16 protein-coding genes are annotated in these 18,076 nt (G+C 67.5%); 4 read left to right on the plus strand and 12 right to left on the minus strand.

Features of this window, described 5'->3' with window-relative positions; translation table 11 throughout:
• Positions 1-141: 141 nt before the first annotated feature.
• Positions 142-2,796: a valine--tRNA ligase gene (locus ACYYG1_RS03515; RefSeq protein ID WP_461208891.1), complete on the minus strand. Its 2,655-nt coding sequence runs from the start codon at positions 2,794-2,796 to the stop codon at positions 142-144.
• Between the two features lie 120 nt (positions 2,797-2,916).
• On the opposite strand from ACYYG1_RS03515, the gene ACYYG1_RS03520 reads away from it, so the two are divergent.
• Both ACYYG1_RS03520 and ACYYG1_RS03525 read left to right on the plus strand, forming a co-directional pair.
• Positions 2,917-4,176, plus strand: coding sequence for a BPL-N domain-containing protein (locus ACYYG1_RS03520; protein ID WP_461208892.1), 1,260 nt, complete (start codon positions 2,917-2,919; stop codon positions 4,174-4,176).
• Between the two features lie 68 nt (positions 4,177-4,244).
• On the plus strand, positions 4,245-5,081 hold the full coding sequence (locus ACYYG1_RS03525; RefSeq protein ID WP_461208893.1) for a DUF2339 domain-containing protein: 837 nt from the start codon (positions 4,245-4,247) through the stop codon (positions 5,079-5,081).
• 189 nt (positions 5,082-5,270) lie between these two features.
• Here ACYYG1_RS03525 and ACYYG1_RS03530 read toward each other — a convergent pair whose 3' ends face one another.
• Entirely contained in the window at positions 5,271-5,945 is a 675-nt protein-coding gene (locus tag ACYYG1_RS03530; protein WP_461208894.1) for a YkgJ family cysteine cluster protein, read from the minus strand.
• Positions 5,946-6,052: 107 nt separating this feature from the next.
• On the opposite strand from ACYYG1_RS03530, the gene ACYYG1_RS03535 reads away from it, so the two are divergent.
• Both ACYYG1_RS03535 and ACYYG1_RS03540 read left to right on the plus strand, forming a co-directional pair.
• Positions 6,053-6,889, plus strand: a complete 837-nt coding sequence (locus tag ACYYG1_RS03535) for a sulfotransferase family 2 domain-containing protein (protein ID WP_461208895.1) — start codon at positions 6,053-6,055, stop codon at positions 6,887-6,889.
• Between the two features lie 47 nt (positions 6,890-6,936).
• Positions 6,937-8,736, plus strand: a complete 1,800-nt coding sequence (locus ACYYG1_RS03540; protein WP_461208896.1) for an SLC13 family permease — start codon at positions 6,937-6,939, stop codon at positions 8,734-8,736.
• Here ACYYG1_RS03540 and ACYYG1_RS03545 read toward each other — a convergent pair.
• The 10 genes from ACYYG1_RS03545 to ACYYG1_RS03590 form a co-directional block, all read right to left on the minus strand.
• On the minus strand, positions 8,733-10,079 hold the full coding sequence (locus tag ACYYG1_RS03545; protein WP_461208897.1) for a protein kinase domain-containing protein: 1,347 nt from the start codon (positions 10,077-10,079) through the stop codon (positions 8,733-8,735). The two genes, ACYYG1_RS03540 and ACYYG1_RS03545, sit on opposite strands and share 4 nt — an antisense overlap.
• A gap of 162 nt (positions 10,080-10,241) precedes the next feature.
• Positions 10,242-10,985, minus strand: a complete 744-nt coding sequence (locus ACYYG1_RS03550) for a metallophosphoesterase family protein (RefSeq protein ID WP_461208898.1) — start codon at positions 10,983-10,985, stop codon at positions 10,242-10,244.
• A 28-nt stretch (positions 10,986-11,013) separates the two neighbouring features.
• A complete protein-coding gene (locus ACYYG1_RS03555) occupies positions 11,014-12,405 on the minus strand; it encodes a cobyrinic acid a,c-diamide synthase CobB (RefSeq protein WP_461208899.1) in 1,392 nt (463 codons plus the stop codon).
• 134 nt (positions 12,406-12,539) lie between these two features.
• Positions 12,540-12,770 (minus strand): dissimilatory sulfite reductase D family protein, encoded by a 231-nt coding sequence (locus ACYYG1_RS03560; RefSeq protein ID WP_461208975.1) that lies wholly within the window; start codon positions 12,768-12,770, stop codon positions 12,540-12,542.
• A gap of 71 nt (positions 12,771-12,841) precedes the next feature.
• Positions 12,842-13,987 carry a dissimilatory-type sulfite reductase subunit beta gene (dsrB, locus tag ACYYG1_RS03565; protein ID WP_461208900.1) on the minus strand — a complete coding sequence of 382 codons (1,146 nt, stop codon included), beginning with the start codon at positions 13,985-13,987 and terminating at the stop codon, positions 12,842-12,844.
• 12 nt (positions 13,988-13,999) lie between these two features.
• The gene (gene dsrA / locus ACYYG1_RS03570) at positions 14,000-15,316 is read right to left on the minus strand and encodes a dissimilatory-type sulfite reductase subunit alpha (protein ID WP_461208901.1); all 1,317 of its coding nucleotides are present in this window, start codon (positions 15,314-15,316) and stop codon (positions 14,000-14,002) included.
• A 498-nt stretch (positions 15,317-15,814) separates the two neighbouring features.
• Positions 15,815-16,162 (minus strand): DVU0772 family protein, encoded by a 348-nt coding sequence (locus ACYYG1_RS03575; protein ID WP_461208902.1) that lies wholly within the window; start codon positions 16,160-16,162, stop codon positions 15,815-15,817.
• A 279-nt stretch (positions 16,163-16,441) separates the two neighbouring features.
• Positions 16,442-16,702, minus strand: coding sequence for a hypothetical protein (locus ACYYG1_RS03580; RefSeq protein WP_461208903.1), 261 nt, complete (start codon positions 16,700-16,702; stop codon positions 16,442-16,444).
• Positions 16,699-17,412 carry a DVU0298 family protein gene (locus tag ACYYG1_RS03585; RefSeq protein WP_461208904.1) on the minus strand — a complete coding sequence of 238 codons (714 nt, stop codon included), beginning with the start codon at positions 17,410-17,412 and terminating at the stop codon, positions 16,699-16,701. The genes ACYYG1_RS03580 and ACYYG1_RS03585 overlap by 4 nt, the downstream gene beginning before the upstream one ends.
• A 20-nt stretch (positions 17,413-17,432) precedes the next feature.
• Entirely contained in the window at positions 17,433-18,047 is a 615-nt protein-coding gene (locus ACYYG1_RS03590) for a tetratricopeptide repeat protein (protein ID WP_461208905.1), read from the minus strand.
• Positions 18,048-18,076: the final 29 nt, after the last annotated feature.

Consider the following 18,076-nt stretch of genomic DNA (forward strand, 5'->3'; position numbering starts at 1 on the left):
CCCTTCCCCCGGGCCCTCATCCCCCTCCCCAAAAACCTTTATAGGGGGTGGATAACGGGCACCCCACCCCCAGATAGGGATTCCCAAGGGGGTAACCCCCTTGGGCGGGGTGCGGGGCAGAGCCCCGCTCTCTCCCAGGGCCTAGCTCGCGGCGTCGGCCAGGCGCTTGCGCAGGTCGCCGAGCTTGGCGATCTTTTCGCGGAACTCGGCGGCCTTGGCCTGTTCGCCAGCCACCACGGCCTCGGGCGCGTTGTTCACGAACCCGGGGTTGACCAGCTTCTTTTCCACGCCCGAGAGGGTCTTTTCCACCTTGGCCATTTCCTTGTCCAGGCGCGCCAGCTCGGCCTCGAAGTCCACGGCCCCGGTGAGCGGCACGAACAGCTCGTTGCCCTGCACCACGTTGGAAGCCGAGGCCTTGGGCCCGACGACGTCGCCGCCGGCGCTGACGCTCTTGACCCGCGCCAGGGACTGCACGATGTCCTGGTGGTCCAGCAGGAAGGCCGCGTCCTCGTCGCTCACGGTGCGCACGAGGAGGTCCAGTTCCAGGGAGGGCTTGATGTTCAGCTCCGCGCGGATGGCGCGCACGCTGGTGATGACCCCCTGCAGGAGCTCCATGCGCGCGGCCACGGCCTGGTCGCGCAATCCGGGCCGCCGCACGGGGTACGGCTCCAGGGCCAGGTTCGCGCCCTCGTGCCCGGGCAGGGTAGCGTAAATCTCCTGGGTGATGAAGGGCATGATGGGGTGCGCCAGCACCAGCAGCTCCGAGAGCACGGTGTGCAGCACGGCCTGGGCCGTGGCCTTGGCCGCCTCGTCGTCCCCGGACAGGTCGCCCTTGATGAGCTCCAGGTACCAGTCGCAGAACTCGCTCCAGGTGAAGCGGTAGATGCCCTGGGCCGCGTCGTTGAAGCGGTAGGCCGCGATGGCCTCGGCCACCTCGTCCTTCATGTCCTCCAGGCGCGTCAGAATCCAGCGGTGGTACACGGCGGCGGCCTTGGCGAGGTCCGCCTGCGGGACGGCGTCGGGCAGGTTCATGAGGGCGAAGCGCGCGGCGTTCCAGATCTTGTTCATGAAGTGGCGGTAGCCCTCGATGCGCTCCTCGGAGAGCTTGATGTCCCGGCCCATGGCCGCGAAGGCCGTGAGGGTGAAGCGCAGGCTGTCCGTGCCGTACTTGTCGCACATCTGCAGGGGATCGATGACGTTGCCCGTGGACTTGGACATCTTCTTGCCCTCGGCGTCGCGCACCAGGGCGTGGATGTAGACATGGTCGAAGGGCACCTCATCCATGAACTGGATGCCCATCATCATCATGCGCGCCACCCAGAAGAACAGGATGTCGAAGCCCGTGACCAGGCAGGACGTGGGATAGAAGGTCTTGAGCTCCTCGGTCTTGTCGGGCCAGCCCATGGTGGAGAAGGGCCACAGGGCCGAGGAGAACCAGGTGTCCAGCACGTCCTCGTCCTGCACCAGCGCGCCGCCGCACTTGGGGCAGGACGTGGGATCGTCCTTGGCCACCACGAGCTCGCCGCACTCCTGGCAGGTCCAGGCCGGGATGCGGTGGCCCCACCACAGCTGGCGCGAGATGCACCAGTCGCGGATGTTGTCCAGCCAATGGTAGTAGGTCTTGTCCCAGGACGAGGGGAAAATCTTGGTCCGGCCGCCTTCCACGGCCTTGCGCGCCTTTTCGGCCAGGGGCTTCACGGCCACGAACCACTGGGTGGAGACGTGGGGCTCCACCACGTTCTTGCAGCGGTAGCAGGTGCCCACGTTGTGGTCGAGCTCCTGGATCTCCAGAAGCAGGCCCTGCTCCTCGAGGGCGGCCACGACCTTTTCGCGGGCCTCGACGATGGACAGGCCCCGGTACTCCTCGGGCGCGTTCTCGTTCACGTGCCCGGTGTCGTCGAACATGCTGATGACTTCGAGGCCGTGCGTGCGCCCGAGCTCCCAGTCGTTCATGTCGTGGGCCGGGGTGACCTTCAGGCAGCCCGTGCCGAACTCGCGGTCCACGTACTTGTCGCCGATGATGGTCAGCTTGCGGCCCACCAGGGGCAGCACGGCCTGTTTGCCGATGAGGGCGCTGAAGCGCTCGTCCTCGGGGTGCACGGCCACGGCCGTGTCCGCGAGCATGGTCTCGGGGCGGGTGGTGGCGATGACCAGGTGGCCGGAGCCGTCGGCCAGGGGATACTTGACGTGGTAGAGCTTGCCCTTGTGCGCGGCGTGCTCCACCTCGTCGTCGGCCAGGGCCGTGTGGCAGCGGTTGCACCAGTTGATGATGTAGTTGCCCTTGTAGATCAGGCCCTGTTCATAGAGCGAGACAAAGACCTCGCGCACGGCGCGGGACAGGCCCTCGTCCATGGTGAAGCGCTCGCGGGTCCAGTCCACGGACGCGCCCATGCGGCGGATCTGGTTCAGGATCTTGCCGCCGTACTCCTCCTTCCACTCCCAGACCTGCTCCACGAACTTCTCGCGGCCCAGGTCCTCGCGGGACAGGCCCTCGGCGGCCAGCTTGCGCTCCACCACGTTCTGGGTGGCGATGCCCGCGTGGTCCATGCCCGGCACCCAGAGCACCTTCTTGCCCAGCTGGCGGGCGTGGCGGCAGAGGATGTCCTGCAGGGTCAGGTTCAGGGCGTGGCCGATATGCAGCTGCCCGGTTACGTTGGGCGGCGGGATGACGATGGAGTAGGGATCGCCCTCGGCGTCCATGTCCGGGGTGAAGGTCTTTTCCTTGATCCAGAACTCGCGCCAGCGGTCCTCGACCTCGGCGGGCTCATACCCCTTGGGCAGGCTCTTGGTGGCCATCAAACACTCCTCGTCTTCACTTTCCACGAAAATTTCCATAAGGGAAGGACTTGCGGGACGCGCACGGCGCGCGAACAGCCCGCGCCACGCGGACTCCACAGCCTAATGAGCGCCCGAGCAATGTCAAGCATCTACATCTACTGGGACGAATCGCACATCTGGGGACTCCTGGCCTGGCGGGCCCTTTCGGCCATGGGCCTGCCCCTGCGTCTCGTGCGAGCCAAGGCAATAGCCCAGGGACTGCTCGCGCGCAAGCCCCCGGCGGCCCTGGTGGCCCCGGGGGGCTGGGCCCGGCGCAAGTTCGAGAACCTGGGCCCCGAGGGCGTGGCCGCCATCCGCGACTACGTGGCCGGGGGCGGCGTGTATTTCGGATTCTGCGGCGGCGCTGGCCTGGGGCTCACGGGCCCGCGCGGCCTGGGGCTGTGCCCCTGGCGGCGGCGGGCCTTCACGGACCGTTTGCAGCACGCCATGAGCGGGCACATGCGCGTGCGCCCGGACCTGGATTCGCCCCTGACCCCGCCCGACCTGCCCCAGGCCCCGCTCTTGCCCGTGTGGTGGCCGGCGCGCTTCGAGTACGAGCCGCGCGAGGACGTCACCGTGCTGGCGGCCTACGACAGCCCGGGCCCGGACTTCTGGGTGGCGGATTTGCCGCTGACGAGCATCCCGCGCGAGGCCCTGGACGACCTGGAGACCCAGTTCGACGTGTCCGTGTGGCCGCATTTCATGACCGGCCAGCCCTGCCTTGTGGACGGGGCCTTCGGCACGGGCCGCTACGTGCTGGGCTACACCCACCTGGAGACCCCGGCCTCCCCGGACGCCAACCGCTGGCTGGCGCACCTGCTGCGCGAGCTGGCGGGCCTGGACGCAGGCGAACGCGCCGCCGTCCCGGCCTGGGATCTGGCGGCCCTGCCCCGGCTCTGGCCCGACGAGGCCGGCGGCCGGGAGCTGGCCGAGGCCAAGGCCGGGCTGGAGGAGAGCATCCGCGAGGGCATGGAGGAGATGCTCTTCTTTACCCGCAACTCCTGGCTGCTGGGCTGGCGGCGCGGCATCCCCGGGTCCAGCCTCAACGCCCTGTACTCCATGGTCTGCCAGGCCCAGAACCTGCCCCCCACCCCGCGCGCGCGGGCCTTTTGGGACGAGCGCAAGGACGCCTTCCTGCAGACCCTGTCCCTGTTCCGCCACGGGCTCACGGGCTACCTGCTCTCCGAGCGCCTGGCCATGACAACCTCGGGCACGGCCAACGCCATCCCCGAGGAAGTGCTCTCGGAACAGCGCGTGGCCCTGTTCGGCCAGCACATGGACTACGGCGGCCTGTTCGCGGGCCTCGTGGAAACCATGGACGAACTGCTCTTCCTGACCCTGGAGAACGAAGAGGGCTGAAGCGGCTCCTGCGCGTTGCCGCTCTCCGGGCCTTGCGGTATACTGGCCGCAAACCGGGAGAAACCGCCATGCGCTGCCCCCATTGCTCCACGCCCGTGACCGATCCCCGCGCGGCCCTGTGCCCGTCGTGCGGCCGCTCCCTGGACCCGGTGGTGCGCGAGGTGCGGCGCATTCCCTGGTCCACGGCGGGCTGGCTGGTCCTGCTCTATACGGCGCCCCTGGCCACCTGGGCGGGCACGGGCCTGGTGCCGAACTGGGCGGCGCTGGCGGGCATGGGCCTGTCCGTGGCCCTGGCCCTGGTCCTGGCCCTGCGCCTGAATTGCAAGACCCTGGCCGCCCTGGGCCTCCTGGGCGGATTCCTGGCCGCCATCCTGCTGCACGCGGACCCGGGCTCGGCCCTGGCCGCTCAGGGCGTGTTCCTGGCCTGCCTCCTGGGCCTGGACCTGGCGGCCGCGGCCCTGGCCCTCACTCGGGGCTGGACGCTGCTGGCCAAGGCGGCCTTCGCCGCCACCTGGCTGGTGCTGGCCGCGTCCTACGAGCCCCTGGCCCCGGGGGACGGGCTGGGCGTGCGCCTGTGGTTCGTGCAGGGATTCCTCACGCTGTTCGTGCTCTGGCCCCTGGCCGAGGACCTGCTGGGCGCGGACAGCCTGGCCAGCCGCGACGCCTTCCTGGGCCTGGCCGCCGGGATGCTGGCCCTGGGCCTGAGCTTCCCGCTGCTGGAGCGCCACTACGGCCTGGCCTGGTGCGCGGGGCTGACCCTGGGCTACAGCCTGCTGTACCTGTCCGCCGCTTCGCTGCTCTTCGTGCTGGGCCGCCGCAGGGGGTCGAGCTTCGGGGTGCTGGCCGTGTCCTCGGCGCTGTTTCTGGTCCTGACCCTCGTCACCCTCTTCCTCTCCGACACGTAGCAGGCCGTTCCAAAACAGCGATCTGCCGCGTTGCTGCGGGCAATACAAAACCTCGCGTATTGGGATACGCGTCGGTCTTGTATTGCCCTTGCGCCTTGCATCTCACTATTTTGGGACGGCCTGCAGCAATAGCATAAAAAAAACGCGCGCCCCGGGGGGCGCGCGCTGAAGATCAATTCGGGTCCTGATTCAGGACTGCTTGCGCAGGGTGTAGCCGTCGGCTTCCCTGGCCACCTCCAGGCCGTACTGGACCAGGGTGCGGTTCAGGGGCCTGCCGAAGAGGAACTCCAGTTCCGGCCCGGTGTTGGTCTTTTCGGCGAAGGCCGAGCGGAAGGCCGCGTCCCAGACCACCTTGTCCACCAGTTCGGCTCCGGCTTTCCGGTCACCGTCCAGGAAGGCGTAGGCCAGGGGTTCCAGGGCCGCGTAGGGCACCTCGGCCTCGTGGGTGCGGACGAGTTCGGCCAGGGCGCTGTCCGGGGGCACGATATGCGCCCGGGTGAGGCGGTCCTTCGCGTACATGGCCGCCAGATCCTCGGGGGCCCAGCAGTTGAATATCCGACACTCCTCGGGCCGCTCCTCGTAGATGGTGCAGGCCTTGGCGTCGTTGTCGTAGAGCACGCAGGTCCAGCGGTTCTCGCCCACGCCCCTGATCTTGACGATCTCCTCGGCCAGCGGGGCCAGGCCGCCCTTGATCTGCTCCTGGACCATCTCCCCGGCGCGCAGGGTGTAGACGTTGCCGTAGTTCAGGATTCCGGACTCGAACAAGCGCAGGTCCGCCTTGTGCAGCGCGGGCCCGCCCTTCAGGCAGCAGGTGCCGCACCGCTCGCAGAACGTGCGCTTGGAAATGCGCTCGGCTTCATTCATGCCCTCGACCCTCCTCGTCTTTTCGGGATTCCGTTGGCTACCCCATGCGGCGGCCGGAGGCAAGCCGCACGGTTCCCTTTGCACGCCTTTGCGTCTATCCTGGGCCCATGGACGCCCCCACCCTTGCACAGGACATCTTCTTCTTCCACGTCATGAAGACCGCCGGGACCACCGTGGTGCGCCTCCTGGAACAGGCCTTCGGCCCCGAGGCCTCCTGCGCCCTGCCCACCCACGAGGGCGCGGACGCGGGGCCGTTCCTGGAGCGGGTGGACGCGGTGAGGCCCCTCGTCGTCTCGGGCCACCCGCACCACCTCTTCCCCCTCTGGGAGCGGGCCCTGGCGCGCACCGGGCCCCGGTCGGCCATGACCTTCCTGCGCCATCCGGTGGAGCGGTTCCTGTCCTGCTACTATTTCATCACCCAGAGCAACTACGTGCAGACCCGCGTGGGCCGCTTCGACCTGAGCCTCCCCGAGGCGCTGGGCTGCAACGACCCCAGGCTGGCCCGGAACATGATGACCAAGGCCCTCGCCTCCCTGGGGCGGCCCCGGGACTACGCCGCCCCGGCGGACAGGGCGGACCTGGACCGGGCCCTGGACAACCTCGAGGCCATGGACTTCGTGGGCCTGGCCGAGGAATTCGCCTGGAGCTACGCCCTGTTGGCCCTGACCTTCGGCTTCGAGCCGCCGCCCATCACCAGCTGGAACGTCAACGCCTCCCGGCCCGGGGCCGCCGACCTGGACCCGGCCCTGGTGGAGCGCATCATGGCGGACAACGCCCTGGACCTGGCCCTGTACGCCCATGGCGTGAAACTCTTCGCCGCGCGCGTGGAGGCCGCCTCCGGCGATCTGGCCCCCGTCATGGAGGGCCTCACGGTTTCGGACACGGTCTACCACATGAAACCCGTCCAGAAACCACCGTTGCGCGCGCCCATGAAAAAAGACTAACATAGACGGCGCATCATCCGACCACAGCAGCAAGGAGCGCGCCGCACGTGCAGGAAACCCTCCCCCTCTTCACCACCGACATGGCCCTGGTCCTGGGCCTCGTCGCCCTGACCGTCTTCCTGTTCACCACGGAATGGCTGCGCGTGGACGTCACCGCCATCCTGGTCATGGTCTGCCTGCCCCTGTTGGGCATCAGCGACGGGCGCACGGCCTTCCAGGGCCTGTCCAGCAACGCGGTCATCTCCATCCTGGCGGTGATCATCATGAGCCGGGGCCTGGACCACACGGGCATCACCACGCGCATCATGCGGCCCCTCATGACCCTGGCGGGGCGCAGCCGCAGCCGCATCCTGGTGCTGTTGGCCGGGACCGTGGCCCTGATCTCCAGCTTCATGCAGAACACCGGGGCCGCGGCCCTGTTCCTCCCGGCCATGCGGCGGCTGTCGCGGCAGTCGGGCATCCCCCTGTCCCAGCTGCTGATGCCCGTGGGCTTCTGCGCCATCCTGGGCGGCACCATCACCCTGGTGGGCACCAGCCCCCTGATCATGCTCAACGACATCATCAAGCCCTTCGGCATCGAGCCCTTCGGGCTGTTCAGCGTGACCCCCGTGGGCCTGGTGCTGGTGGCGGCGGGCATCCTCTACTTCATGCTGGCCGGGCGCCACGTGCTGCCCCGGGTGGCCCCGGGCGCGGCGCGGCCGCCCCAGGACCCCACGACCTTCTACCCCGAGCTGGGCCAGCTGTACGAGATCCAGGCCCCGCACAAGCTTGGGACAACCTTCATGATCATGGACCTCTGCCAGGGCTTCGGCCTGCACACCGTGGCCCTCAAGGGCCCGGCCCACGGCCTCACCGCGCCGCCGGACCGGGTCATGCACGTGCGCGCCGGGGACGTGCTCGCCGCCTACGGGCCCGAGGACAAGGTGCGCCTGCTCTGCGAGACCCACGGGTTCACGGCCCGCCCCGGGCCCGGGAGCTTCTCGGAGATTCTCTCCGACGACAACGTGGGCGTGGTGGAGGCGCTCATCCCGCCGCATTCCAAGTTCGTGGGCATGACCTACGGGGACATCCGCTTCCGCCACAACTACCTGATGACGCCCCTGGCCATCATCCGGGGCAACGACGTGCACCACGAGGGCTTCCTGGACATGGTGGCCCACGCCGGGGACACGGTGCTCATCCACGGGGCCTGGGAGAGCTACCACAAGATGCGGCCGGGCCGGAACCTGATCTTCGCCCAGTCCCTGGACCACGAGGTGCTGCACCCGGAGCTGGCCACCCGGGCCGTTCTCTGCTTCGCCCTGTCCATGGCCCTGGTGCTGATCACTAACCTGCCCCTGTCCGTGTGCCTCATGGCCGGGACCGTGGGCATGCTGCTCACGCGGGTGCTCAGCGTGGACGAGGCCTACCGCAGCGTGGACTGGCGGACCATCTTCCTCTTGGGCGGGCTGATCCCCCTGGGCGGGGCCATGCAGTCCACGGGCGCGGCGGCCTGGCTGGCCGGGCACCTGATGCAGGTCCTGGGCACCCCTCCGCCCGTGGTTCTGCTGTTCATCCTGGCGCTGCTGTCCTGCCTGTTCACCCTGGTGGTCTCCAACGTGGGCACCGTGGCGCTCCTCGTGCCCCTGGCCGTGGGCATGGCCACCCATATCGGCCTGGACCCGCGCACCGCCGCCCTGGTGGTGGCCCTGGGCGCGTCCAATTCCTTCATGCTGCCCACCCACCAGGTCAACGCCCTGTATATGGGCCCCGGGGGCTACTCCAGCCGCGACTTCCTGCGGGCCGGTATTCCCCTGTCCCTGCTCTACCTGGTGCTGCTCACGGCCATGGCGGCCCTGTTCTACTAGCGGGATGAACGGACGAGCCTGACGTGGTTGCGGCAGGTCAGGTCGTGGCGGGAGATGAAGCCCAGCTCGGCGTCGGCGCTCCAGGCCTGGGTCCAGGTGCGCAGGTCCGCGGACCACAGGCGCGGCCCCCGGGTCTCGAACACCGGGGCCACGCAGTAATCCCGGCCATGGGCCACGGGCATGAGCAGGCTGGCCAGCTCCTCCACCGTGGGCAGCCGCCAGGGGGCCTCGCCCGGGGCCAATGTCCGGTTGCGCCCGGCCGCGTAGGCCCGGGCCTCGTGCCAGTCCAGGGGATACAAAGACCCCTCGCGTTCCCAGACCAGCTCCGTGGCCCGGTGCAGCACGGCCCCGCCCCGGGCCTCGAAATCCTGAGGCGCATAGGCCAGCGGCCGCCAGAGCGCGTCCAGGCCGAAGCGCTCCGGCCCCACCCTGGGCCCCGTGCGCAGGGGTTCACCGCGAGGCCGTGAAACCGGATTGTTCCCTTCGGGCGCCGCAGGTGCCGGGGCCAGGGCGCAGGTTCCCGCCGTGCGCTCCTCCCAGGCGGCCACCAGGGCGTCCAGGGCCCGGATCATTCCGCTGGCCGAAGCGAAACGCTCTGCGCGATCGGCGGCCATGGATCGGGCCAGGAAGGCGTCCCAGTCCGCGTCCAGGTCAGGGTTCATTTGGCTGGGCAGGCCGCGTCCGCATTGCGGCAGGCCCCCCGTGAGCATGCGCCAGAGGGTCACGCCCACGGAATAGAGGTCCGCACGCGCGTCCGCGGCCTCGGGGTCGGCCTCCTGCTCCGGGGCCGCGTAGTACGGGGACCCCACCTGCTCGGCCCCGTGCAGGCGCATGCGCTCCCCGCGCAGCCGCGACAGGCCGAAGTCGATGAGGCGCACGCCGCCCGTCTCGGTAAGCAGCAGGTTGAAGGGCTTCACGTCGCGGTGGACCATGCCCCCGGCGTGCAGCCGCTCCAGGGCCAGCAGGGTCTGCCGGGCGATGCCCGCCGCGCGCGCCAGAGGCAGGACGCGGGTGGCGGCCTCCACCTCGTAGGTCTCGCCGATGAGCGCGCCCACGTTGTCGCAGCAGTATTCCAACACGAAGAACGGGCGGCCGTCCCCGTCCCGGTCCAGGTCGAAAACCCGGGCCACGTTGTCGTGGCGCAACCCGGCCATGGCCCGGGCCTCGGCCAGGAAGCGGCGCTCCAGTTCGGCCCCGCCCACCACGGCCGCGAGCATGTCCGAAGGGGCCAGAACCTTCAGGGCCGCGACAAGCCCCAGGCCGGGGTGGCGGACCTTGTACACCGCGCCCATGCCCCCGCGCCCGAGCAGGCCCAGAACCTCGTATTTGCCGATGCGCCGCACGAACGCCCCCTAGTCGATTATTCCCAATTCCTTGATTGCGGGCCGTTCAGACTGTGCGAGATGCAAGGCGCAAGGGAACTGCAAGACCGAAACGTACTTCCCGTACGTGAGGGTTTGCATTTCCCGCGGCAACGAAGCAGATCGCATTGTATGGACGGCCCGCTACAGATTGCCGGGCCCGGCCAGCCGGTTCGCATAGGTGGAGGGGATGCCCAGCTCGCGGATGCGCCGGGCCACGGCGCGCCAGTCGTAGTCCACGGCGCGCATCTCCAGGGTCCAGGCGGCCTCGTCGAACACGGCGTATTTGGCGCGGTAGTCCACGTCGTCGCGGGGCTGGCCCACGCTGCCCACGTTCACGATGTGCCTGAGCGACGGGTCCAGGGCCGTGACCCCCAGCATCAGCGGCAGGCGCCGCACGCCCACCGCGTCGCAGACCACCCGCTCCAGCATGTGGCTATGTCCCACGAAGCAGAGGTCCTCGCCCATGTCGGTGAACCCCCGCTTGAGGCGCTCTTCGTCCGTGGCGTAGAGGTAGAGAAAGGCGTTGTCCCTGGGGAACCCGTGCACGAAGCGGTAGCGCCCGAAGGCCAGGGAGGACGGCAGGGTGCGCATCCAGGCCAGGCTGTCCTCGGAGGCCTGGCCCACGGCGACGTCCACGGCCTGCCTGGCCGAGGGGTTGAACCAGGCCCGGGCCGCGGGCCGAATCAGGGCGTGCTCGTGGTTGCCCAAGACGCAGGCCGCGCCGCGTTCGCGCAAGAGCGCCACGCAGGGTTCAGGGTCCGGGCCGTAGCCCACGGCGTCGCCCAGGAAAAAGATGCGCTCCACGTCCTGGCGGTCCAGGTCCTGGAGCACTGCCGTGAGGGCCTCGAGGTTGGCGTGCACATCGGAAAGAACGGCAAATCGCATCAGTCCGCCATCCCGTGCTTGGCCGGGGTCAGACTGACGCCCGGGCCTTGAAGGCGCGTGCCGCGCGCACGAAGTTTCCGGCCCACCAGGGGCAGGCCAGGGCATGGATATGAGTATAGGAGGCGAAAGTGTTGTCCGCAAGCCACCCGTCGCACCCGTCCAGCATGCCCTGGCCGCGGTCCATGGACAGGACCAGGGGCGGGCGGTTTCCGGTCCCCGGCCCGGCCGCGCAGCAGGAATAATGGAATTCGTGGCCCTGGATTTCCGCGCCCAGTGGGTGGAAGGGATTCTCGGCGCGCACCGTGGCCCGCACGTAGCCCAGCCCGCGCGGCCGCTCGCAAACGTCGACCTTCACGGGCAGGACCCCGGCCATGGGCAGCTCGGACCCGTTCCAGGACACGCTCTCTGAAAGGTACATGAACCCGCCGCATTCCGCGTACACGGGCAGCCCGGCCCGGCACAGGCCGCGCACCCGCTCGCGCACGCCCGAGGCGGCGGCCAGGGCCCCGGCCTGGGTTTCTGGAAATCCGCCCCCCAGGTACAGGCCGTGGATTTCCGGCCATGGGTCGTCCGCAAGCAGCGTCAGTTCCACCAGATCCGCGCCCGCGCGTGAAAGCGCCTCGAGGTTCTCCTCGTAATAGAACCACAGGGCCGCGTCGCGCACGTAGCCGATGGTCACGTCCCGGGGCTGGGGCTCCTCCGCCCACAGGGGGACGGGGTCGGGCATGTCCGGTGCGGCCTGGGCCAGGGACAGGATGCGGTCCAGGTCGCAGTTCTCGGCCAGGACCCGGGCCAGCCCGCCCAGAATGGCCTCCTGGTCGCCGTATTCGCGGTTGGAGACCAGGCCCATGTGGCGCTCGGGAATGGGGTCCGGGTCCAGCTTGGGCAGCGCGCCCAGCACGGGCACGTCGGTGTAGCGCTCTATGGCCTGGCGCAGGATGGAGCGGTGGCGCTCTCCGGCGGTGCGGTTGAGGATCACCCCGGTCAGGTTGACCCCTTCCTCGAACCCGGCCACCCCGGCCAGGATGGCCGCTGCCGTGCGCGTGGTCTTGGTGCAGTCCATGGACAGGACCACGGGCGCGCCCAGGATGCGCGCCAGCTCCGCCGTGGAGCAGCTGCCCTCGGCGTCCAGCCCGTCGTACAGGCCCCGGTTGCCCTCGACGAGCGAGAGGTCGGCGCCTTCGGCGCGCTGCGCGAACAGGGCCCGGATGGTCTCCGGGGACATGAAATGGGGATCGAGATTGGAGGCGGGCCGCCCGGCGGCCAGGCCCAGCCAGACCGCGTCGATGTAGTCCGGCCCCTTCTTGAAGGGCGCCACGGCGAGGCCCCGGTCCGCAAAGGCCCGGGCCAGCCCCAGGGAACAGATGGTCTTGCCCGCGCCTCCGCTGAGGCCGGTGACGATGATGCGGGGGCGCGGCATGGCTCGGCTCGCTGGCTGCTTGAGAATGAAAAACCGATTCTTCGGGTCCCCCGCGAGGCGGACCCGTAAGAACCGGCGCTATCCCTTGATGCGGCCACGCGTCGGCGCAAGGGCCGGCACAAGCCGCAAGGAGACTATTCTTCGCCCTCGGACGCGGCCTGCTTGCCCTCGCCCTTGAGGCCGTACATGGTGGTGGACCCGGAGGACCAGAACACCAGGATTTCCTCGTTGACAAGAGAGGTGAGGACCTTCTTCACTTCACGGGCCTTGGCGTCCGGGAACACCTGCAGGAAATCGTTGAAATAGAACTTGGTCTTGCTCTTGGAATGGCAGAAGTCGATGATCTGCTGTTTGGCGGTACTCATATCAATGGGCATGTCGCACCCCTTGCAAGTAGTTGGGGCGCGGGGTCACCCCCGCGCCCCGGTTTATTGGACTAGAACTTGAAGTTCGTGGTGTGGCGCCACGTGTAGTAGGCCGGATCGCGGAAGTCGTCGATCAGATGCTCGGTGAACTCCAGGCCGCACTTCTCGAAGAAGCGCTCCCAGCCGATGCGCTCGGCCCAGTCGCCCAGACGCTCGTACTTGTTGGCGTCCTTGGCGTAGGCATCCACGATCTGGCGGATGACCTTGGCCAGGGTGGGCCAACGCGGGGGCTCGTTGGGGATGAACGCAACCACGACCTTGGAGAACTTCGGGTTGCTGATGCGGTTGGAGATCTTGCCGCCGGCCATGATGACCAGACCGTCGCCTTCCTTGTCGGCCAAGGGCAGCGAGGGGCACATGGTGTAGCAGTTGCCGCAGAACATGCAGCGCTCGTTCTTGATGGCGACGGTCTTGTACTCCTTGCCGTTGAGTTCCGTCTTGGAGGGACGGATGGCGCCCATGGGGCAGGCGGCCACGGCCAGGGGAATCTCGCACAGGTTGTCCAGGTACTCGTGGTCGATGATGGGCGGCTTGCGGTGGTAGCCCAGGATGGCGATGTCGGAGCAGTGCACCGCGCCGCACATGTTCAGGCAGCAAGCCATGGAGATGCGCACGGGAGCGGGCATGTTGTGGGCGCCGAACTCCTCGAAGACCTCGTCCATGACGATCTTGACCGTACCGGAAGCGTCCGTGGCCGGGGTGTGGCAGTGGACCCAACCCTGGGTGTGGACGATGTTGGTGATGCCCGCGCCGGTGCCGCCCACGGGGAACTTGTAGGAGCCCCCGTCGAACTTGCGGCTGTTGAGCTCGGCCTTGAGGGCCTTGGCCTCGTCCAGGGACTCGACCATGAACTCGATGTTGTTGCGGGTGGTGTAGCGGAGATGACCGCCGCTGTACTTGTCGGCGATGTCGCAGATCTCGCGCACGTGGGTCACGGACATCAGGCGGGCGCCGCCGCAGCGCACGGTGTAGACCTCGTCGCCGCTCTCGGCCTTGTGCATCAGGATGCCCGGCTCGATGATCTCGTGATACAGCCACTTGCCGAAGTTCTTCTTGATGACAGGCGGCAGGAAGTCACCAAAGTACTTGGGACCGATGTCCGTGATACGGTTTTCCATCGGTTTTGCGGGATTATACCCAGTGGAAATGAATGCCATTTTCTACACCCCCTATCTCTGGTGTCTCTTGCGGAATTCGTTGATGTCGCGCTCCCAGCCGCCGTCCACATCTTCTTCCTTCCAGAAGATGTAGGGGTTGGTGCGGGGCTCCTGAACGTGGCGGGCGTCGGCCTTGATGCCCGTGACTTCCAGCATCTTCTGGAAGCCCTGGCGGCGGATGGTCTCACCGATGCGCTCGCGGTTCTTGCCCTCTTCCATCCACCAATCCCACAGGTTCTCGACCACTGCCTTGACCTCTTCGTAATCCGGGGCGTTGACCTCGACGAAGGGGACAAGCAGGGAACCCATCTGCGCGCCGTCCAGGATGGGGGCCTTGGCGCCCACCAGGATGGAAGCGCCGCGATCGTCGCCGATGCGCAGGGCGCGGGGCATGGTGTTGATGCAGTGCATGCAGCGGTAGCACTCGCGGTTGTCGATGGACAGCTTGGAGCCGTCCCAGCTCATGCACTTGGTGGGGCAGAGGTCCACGACTTCCTTCTGGATGTCGAACGGGCCCCAGTCGCGGCCGGAGTGCGCGCCCGCGTTGGGAGCGAACTCGCCCTTGACGTAAGCCTGCACGGCGGCCTGGTCGATCTTGATGTCGTCCTTCCAGGTGCCGATGACCGAGAAGTCGGAACGGGCGATGGAAGCCACGCAGCCGTTGGGACAGCCGTCGAACTTGAACTTGAACTTGTACGGGAACGCGGGACGGTGCAGCTCGTCCTGGAACTCGTTGGTCATGTTGTAGCACAGTTCCTGCGTGTTGTAGCAGGCGAACTCGCAGCGGGACTCGCCCAGGCAGGTCGCCGGGGTACGCAGGTTGGAGCCGGAACCGCCGAGGTCGGTGTCCAGGTCATGGGTCAGGGTCCAGAAGATCTCCTCGAGCTGGGGAGTCGTGGTGCCCAGGAAGACCAGGTCGCCGGTGGCGCCGTGCATGTTGGTCAGGCCGGAGCCGCGGAAGTCCCAGAGGTCCATGAGCTTACGCAGGAACTCGGTGGTGTAGTACTTGCCGGAGGGCTGGTTCACACGCATGGTGTGGAAGTGGGCCACACCGGGGAACTGCTCGGGCTGGTCGCAGTACCGGCCGATGACGCCGCCGCCGTAGCCGAAAACGCCCACGATGCCACCGTGCTTCCAGTGGGTCTCGCCGTCCTCGTAGGACATCTCCAGCACACCCAGAAGGTCGTCGCAGACGTCCACGGGAATCTGGTATTCGATGCCATCGGGATTCTCATGCCTGTGAGCGGCTTCCTGTTTGATGTCGGACACGAAGCTGGGCCAGGGCCCAGTCTCCAGTTGGTCCAACAACGGAGTTGCATGTTTCGCCATTCTTCTACCTCCATTGTCTGAATAGGTGTTTCTGCCTCATCAAAAGCAGCCGCCCCGGACCCACCCCTGAGGAATGGCGTCGGTCGCAGCTTATCCCGGCCTTTTTAACGTGCCCCCGCACAACCCCGGCACGTCGTGAACAAATTCACAACAAAAAAGCCTACTGGACGCTAGGGAGAATCCGCTTTTTTGTCAACCCAAAATACCCGTATGCATTGACTAAAAAGAACCCGTCCGATGGCGACCAGAAAACTCCCCCAAGGTCGCCCCCGGGAGAAAGGTGTCGGCATAATCAAAAAAGTCCGTGACAGTACGCGCGCATCACCCCGCCGCGCGCTCAGAAACCGAAAGAAAAACTGATTCCTTGCAACAATACACCCGCCAGCCGCCAGCGCAAGCACTTTTTCCCGGCCCGCAGGGCCCCGGGAGACAGACAAAAATAAAGGCCGGAAGCTGTGCTTCCGGCCTTGGCCATCCCCTCGCGGCATCCCCGCGGGGTCATTCGTACAGTTCGGCTTCGAGCCAGCGGCGGATGTCCGTGTCCACCTTGTAAACGCCCTTGAGCGAACCCATTTCCCTGCGGAAAGACCTGGACACGTCGTCCGGAATGGGCAGGCAGGCCAGGTCCTCGGCCCCGTCGGAATTGCGGCGCACCAGACAGGCCTTGGGCTTTTCGTCCCAATTGTAGACCACGAAATAGTTGGAATAGTCGTCCCTGCTCTTGACGCGGTTCTCATAGCTCCCGCCGTAGCCGGTGTTGCCCCATTCCAGGTACAGGGCCACGGCGTCCTCGGGGGCCATCTCCCAATCTATTTCCAGGTCCCTGAATCTCTTGAGCTGTCCCATCTCGCTCCTCCTTGGCCCCGGGGAGAACCCGGTCGCCCTGAAATTCGCCCGGCGGCGCAACCGCCGGGCCAGCATGGATACTTCATCATACCGCGGCAGGCATATGAGGAGGCTCGAGCCGTGGTCGATGTAAGTTAATAATAACTATTACTGAGAATGAGTCAAGGAAAATTAGCGGTTCCGGGCGAAAGGCAAAACGCCAGGAGACACGCGGGGATGCGCGGACAATCAGGCCAACGGCCCAAGGCGGGGGAAGATAAACCGGCGAGGAATCCGGCGTCAGCGGCCCTCGTCCTGGAGGAGCCGCCTGGCCACGGCCTCGTCGTACAGGGCCAGGGGGTTGCGCTCGGCGTTCTTGTACATGCGCGCCGCCGTGCGCACCACGTCCAGGGACAACCATTCGTGGCGTTCCCAGACCTCGGGGAAATTCTTGTTGAAGAGCCTGAATTCCAGCTCCCCCTCCTCGCTCTCGCGCACGTACATGCGCACGTCCCGATCCTGCATGCTCGGGAGATAGTACAGGCCGCGTTCGTCCTTCACTCTGCCGCTCCTTGTCCCAGGGCGGCCAGGGCCTCGGCGGCCAGCTCGCCCAGTGTGGTCTGCTTGAGGTCCCCGTTCCAGTACAGGTCCAGGGGGTCGGTGCTTCGGGCCAGCTCCTCGAGGCGCGGGGCGGCGGACCGCTGGCCCATGAGGCCCAGGGCCAGGCAGGCCAGCCCCCTGCTCAGGGGGTCCTCCTCGCCGTCCAGGGCGGAGACGAGTTCGGCGGCCGCGTGGCACACCAGCTCGGGCCGGTCCTGGGCCAGCCGCGCCAGCCCCCAGTAGGTGGCGCGGCGAAGCGGCGGATGGTCCATGTAGTTGTCGTCGCCGAGGCACTCGGGGCACTGCACGTAGGAGGCCAGGTTCTTATGGTACTCGTCGGCCAGGCGCGGATGGCGGGCCATGGCCTCGCCCATGGCCTCGGGAATGCCCCAGCCCACGTTGCCCGACTCCTCGTTCATGTGCCAGAGAAACCGGCGCATGACCACGCGGGCCCGCTCCATGTCCGCATCGGCCATGCGCGCCACCGTGGCCCCCAGGGCGGTCACGGCGCGCCAGCGCACCACCTCCTCGGGGTCCAGGAGCAGGGCGAAGAGCGGGCCGATGAGCTCGCGCGCGCTCATGGCGGCCATGTCCGCGCCCAGGCGCTCGCGCCACCCGTCGGACAAAAGCCACTCGCGCACCGAGTGCTTGATATTGCGGAATCGGGCCATGCCGTCCTCCCCGGGCTGGATCAGCCCACCTGGTCCACGAGCTCCTGGGGCACGTCGTAGCCCGTCTCGCGGGCCTTGGCGATGCACTCGCGGGCCTGGTCGTTGTCGCCCTTTTCCAGCCAGTACAGGGCCAGGTTGTTCCAGGCCGGGCCGAAGCGGGGCTCCAGCTCCACGGCCCTGTCCAGGCTCTTCCTGGCCTCGTCGAACTGGCCGTCCATGATCAGGGCGCTGCCCATGGTGGTCAGGGCCTGCACGAAATCGGGGTCGCGGTTGATGGCCTTCTTGAGGTTCACGATGGCCCGGTCCACGTCGCCCATCTGCAGGTAGCAGAAGCCCATGTTGGCGAAGGGCACGGCGAATTGCGGGCGGCAGCCCTTGGCGTGCTTGTTGTAGTTTAGGCAGCCTTCCACGTCCCCACGCTGCAGGCAGATGCCGCCCAGCTGCACGTAGGCGTCGGCCATGCGCGGCGAGTTCTCCACGGCCTCCAGAAAGGACTTTTCCGCCTCCTGCCACATGCGCTTGGAAAGATAGGCCACGCCCAGGTTGTAGTGGTGGCTGGCGCAGGTGGGGTTGGCCGCCAGCTGGGCCTGGAGTTCCGCGATGTATTCGTCGACGTTCTTGGCTTGGGTGCTCATGGTCCGTCCCTTGTGTTCTCCGGGTCGCC

It is taken from the genome of Desulfocurvus sp. DL1XJH-121 (genome assembly GCF_054819825.1).

Bases quoted from the DNA above. Each gene is read 5' to 3' on its own strand.
- ACYYG1_RS03515 (WP_461208891.1), bottom strand. From the start codon at position 2,796: ATGGCCACCAAGAGCCTGCCCAAGGGGTATGAGCCCGCCGAGGTCGAG.
- ACYYG1_RS03520 (WP_461208892.1), top strand. From the start codon at position 2,917: ATGTCAAGCATCTACATCTACTGGGACGAATCGCACATCTGGGGACTC.
- ACYYG1_RS03525 (WP_461208893.1), top strand. From the start codon at position 4,245: ATGCGCTGCCCCCATTGCTCCACGCCCGTGACCGATCCCCGCGCGGCC.
- ACYYG1_RS03530 (WP_461208894.1), bottom strand. From the start codon at position 5,945: ATGAATGAAGCCGAGCGCATTTCCAAGCGCACGTTCTGCGAGCGGTGC.
- ACYYG1_RS03535 (WP_461208895.1), top strand. From the start codon at position 6,053: ATGGACGCCCCCACCCTTGCACAGGACATCTTCTTCTTCCACGTCATG.
- ACYYG1_RS03550 (WP_461208898.1), bottom strand. From the start codon at position 10,985: ATGCGATTTGCCGTTCTTTCCGATGTGCACGCCAACCTCGAGGCCCTC.
- ACYYG1_RS03555 (WP_461208899.1), bottom strand. From the start codon at position 12,405: ATGCCGCGCCCCCGCATCATCGTCACCGGCCTCAGCGGAGGCGCGGGC.
- ACYYG1_RS03560 (WP_461208975.1), bottom strand. From the start codon at position 12,770: ATGAGTACCGCCAAACAGCAGATCATCGACTTCTGCCATTCCAAGAGC.
- dsrB (WP_461208900.1), bottom strand. From the start codon at position 13,987: ATGGCATTCATTTCCACTGGGTATAATCCCGCAAAACCGATGGAAAAC.
- dsrA (WP_461208901.1), bottom strand. From the start codon at position 15,316: ATGGCGAAACATGCAACTCCGTTGTTGGACCAACTGGAGACTGGGCCC.
- ACYYG1_RS03575 (WP_461208902.1), bottom strand. From the start codon at position 16,162: ATGGGACAGCTCAAGAGATTCAGGGACCTGGAAATAGATTGGGAGATG.
- ACYYG1_RS03585 (WP_461208904.1), bottom strand. From the start codon at position 17,412: ATGGCCCGATTCCGCAATATCAAGCACTCGGTGCGCGAGTGGCTTTTG.
- ACYYG1_RS03590 (WP_461208905.1), bottom strand. From the start codon at position 18,047: ATGAGCACCCAAGCCAAGAACGTCGACGAATACATCGCGGAACTCCAG.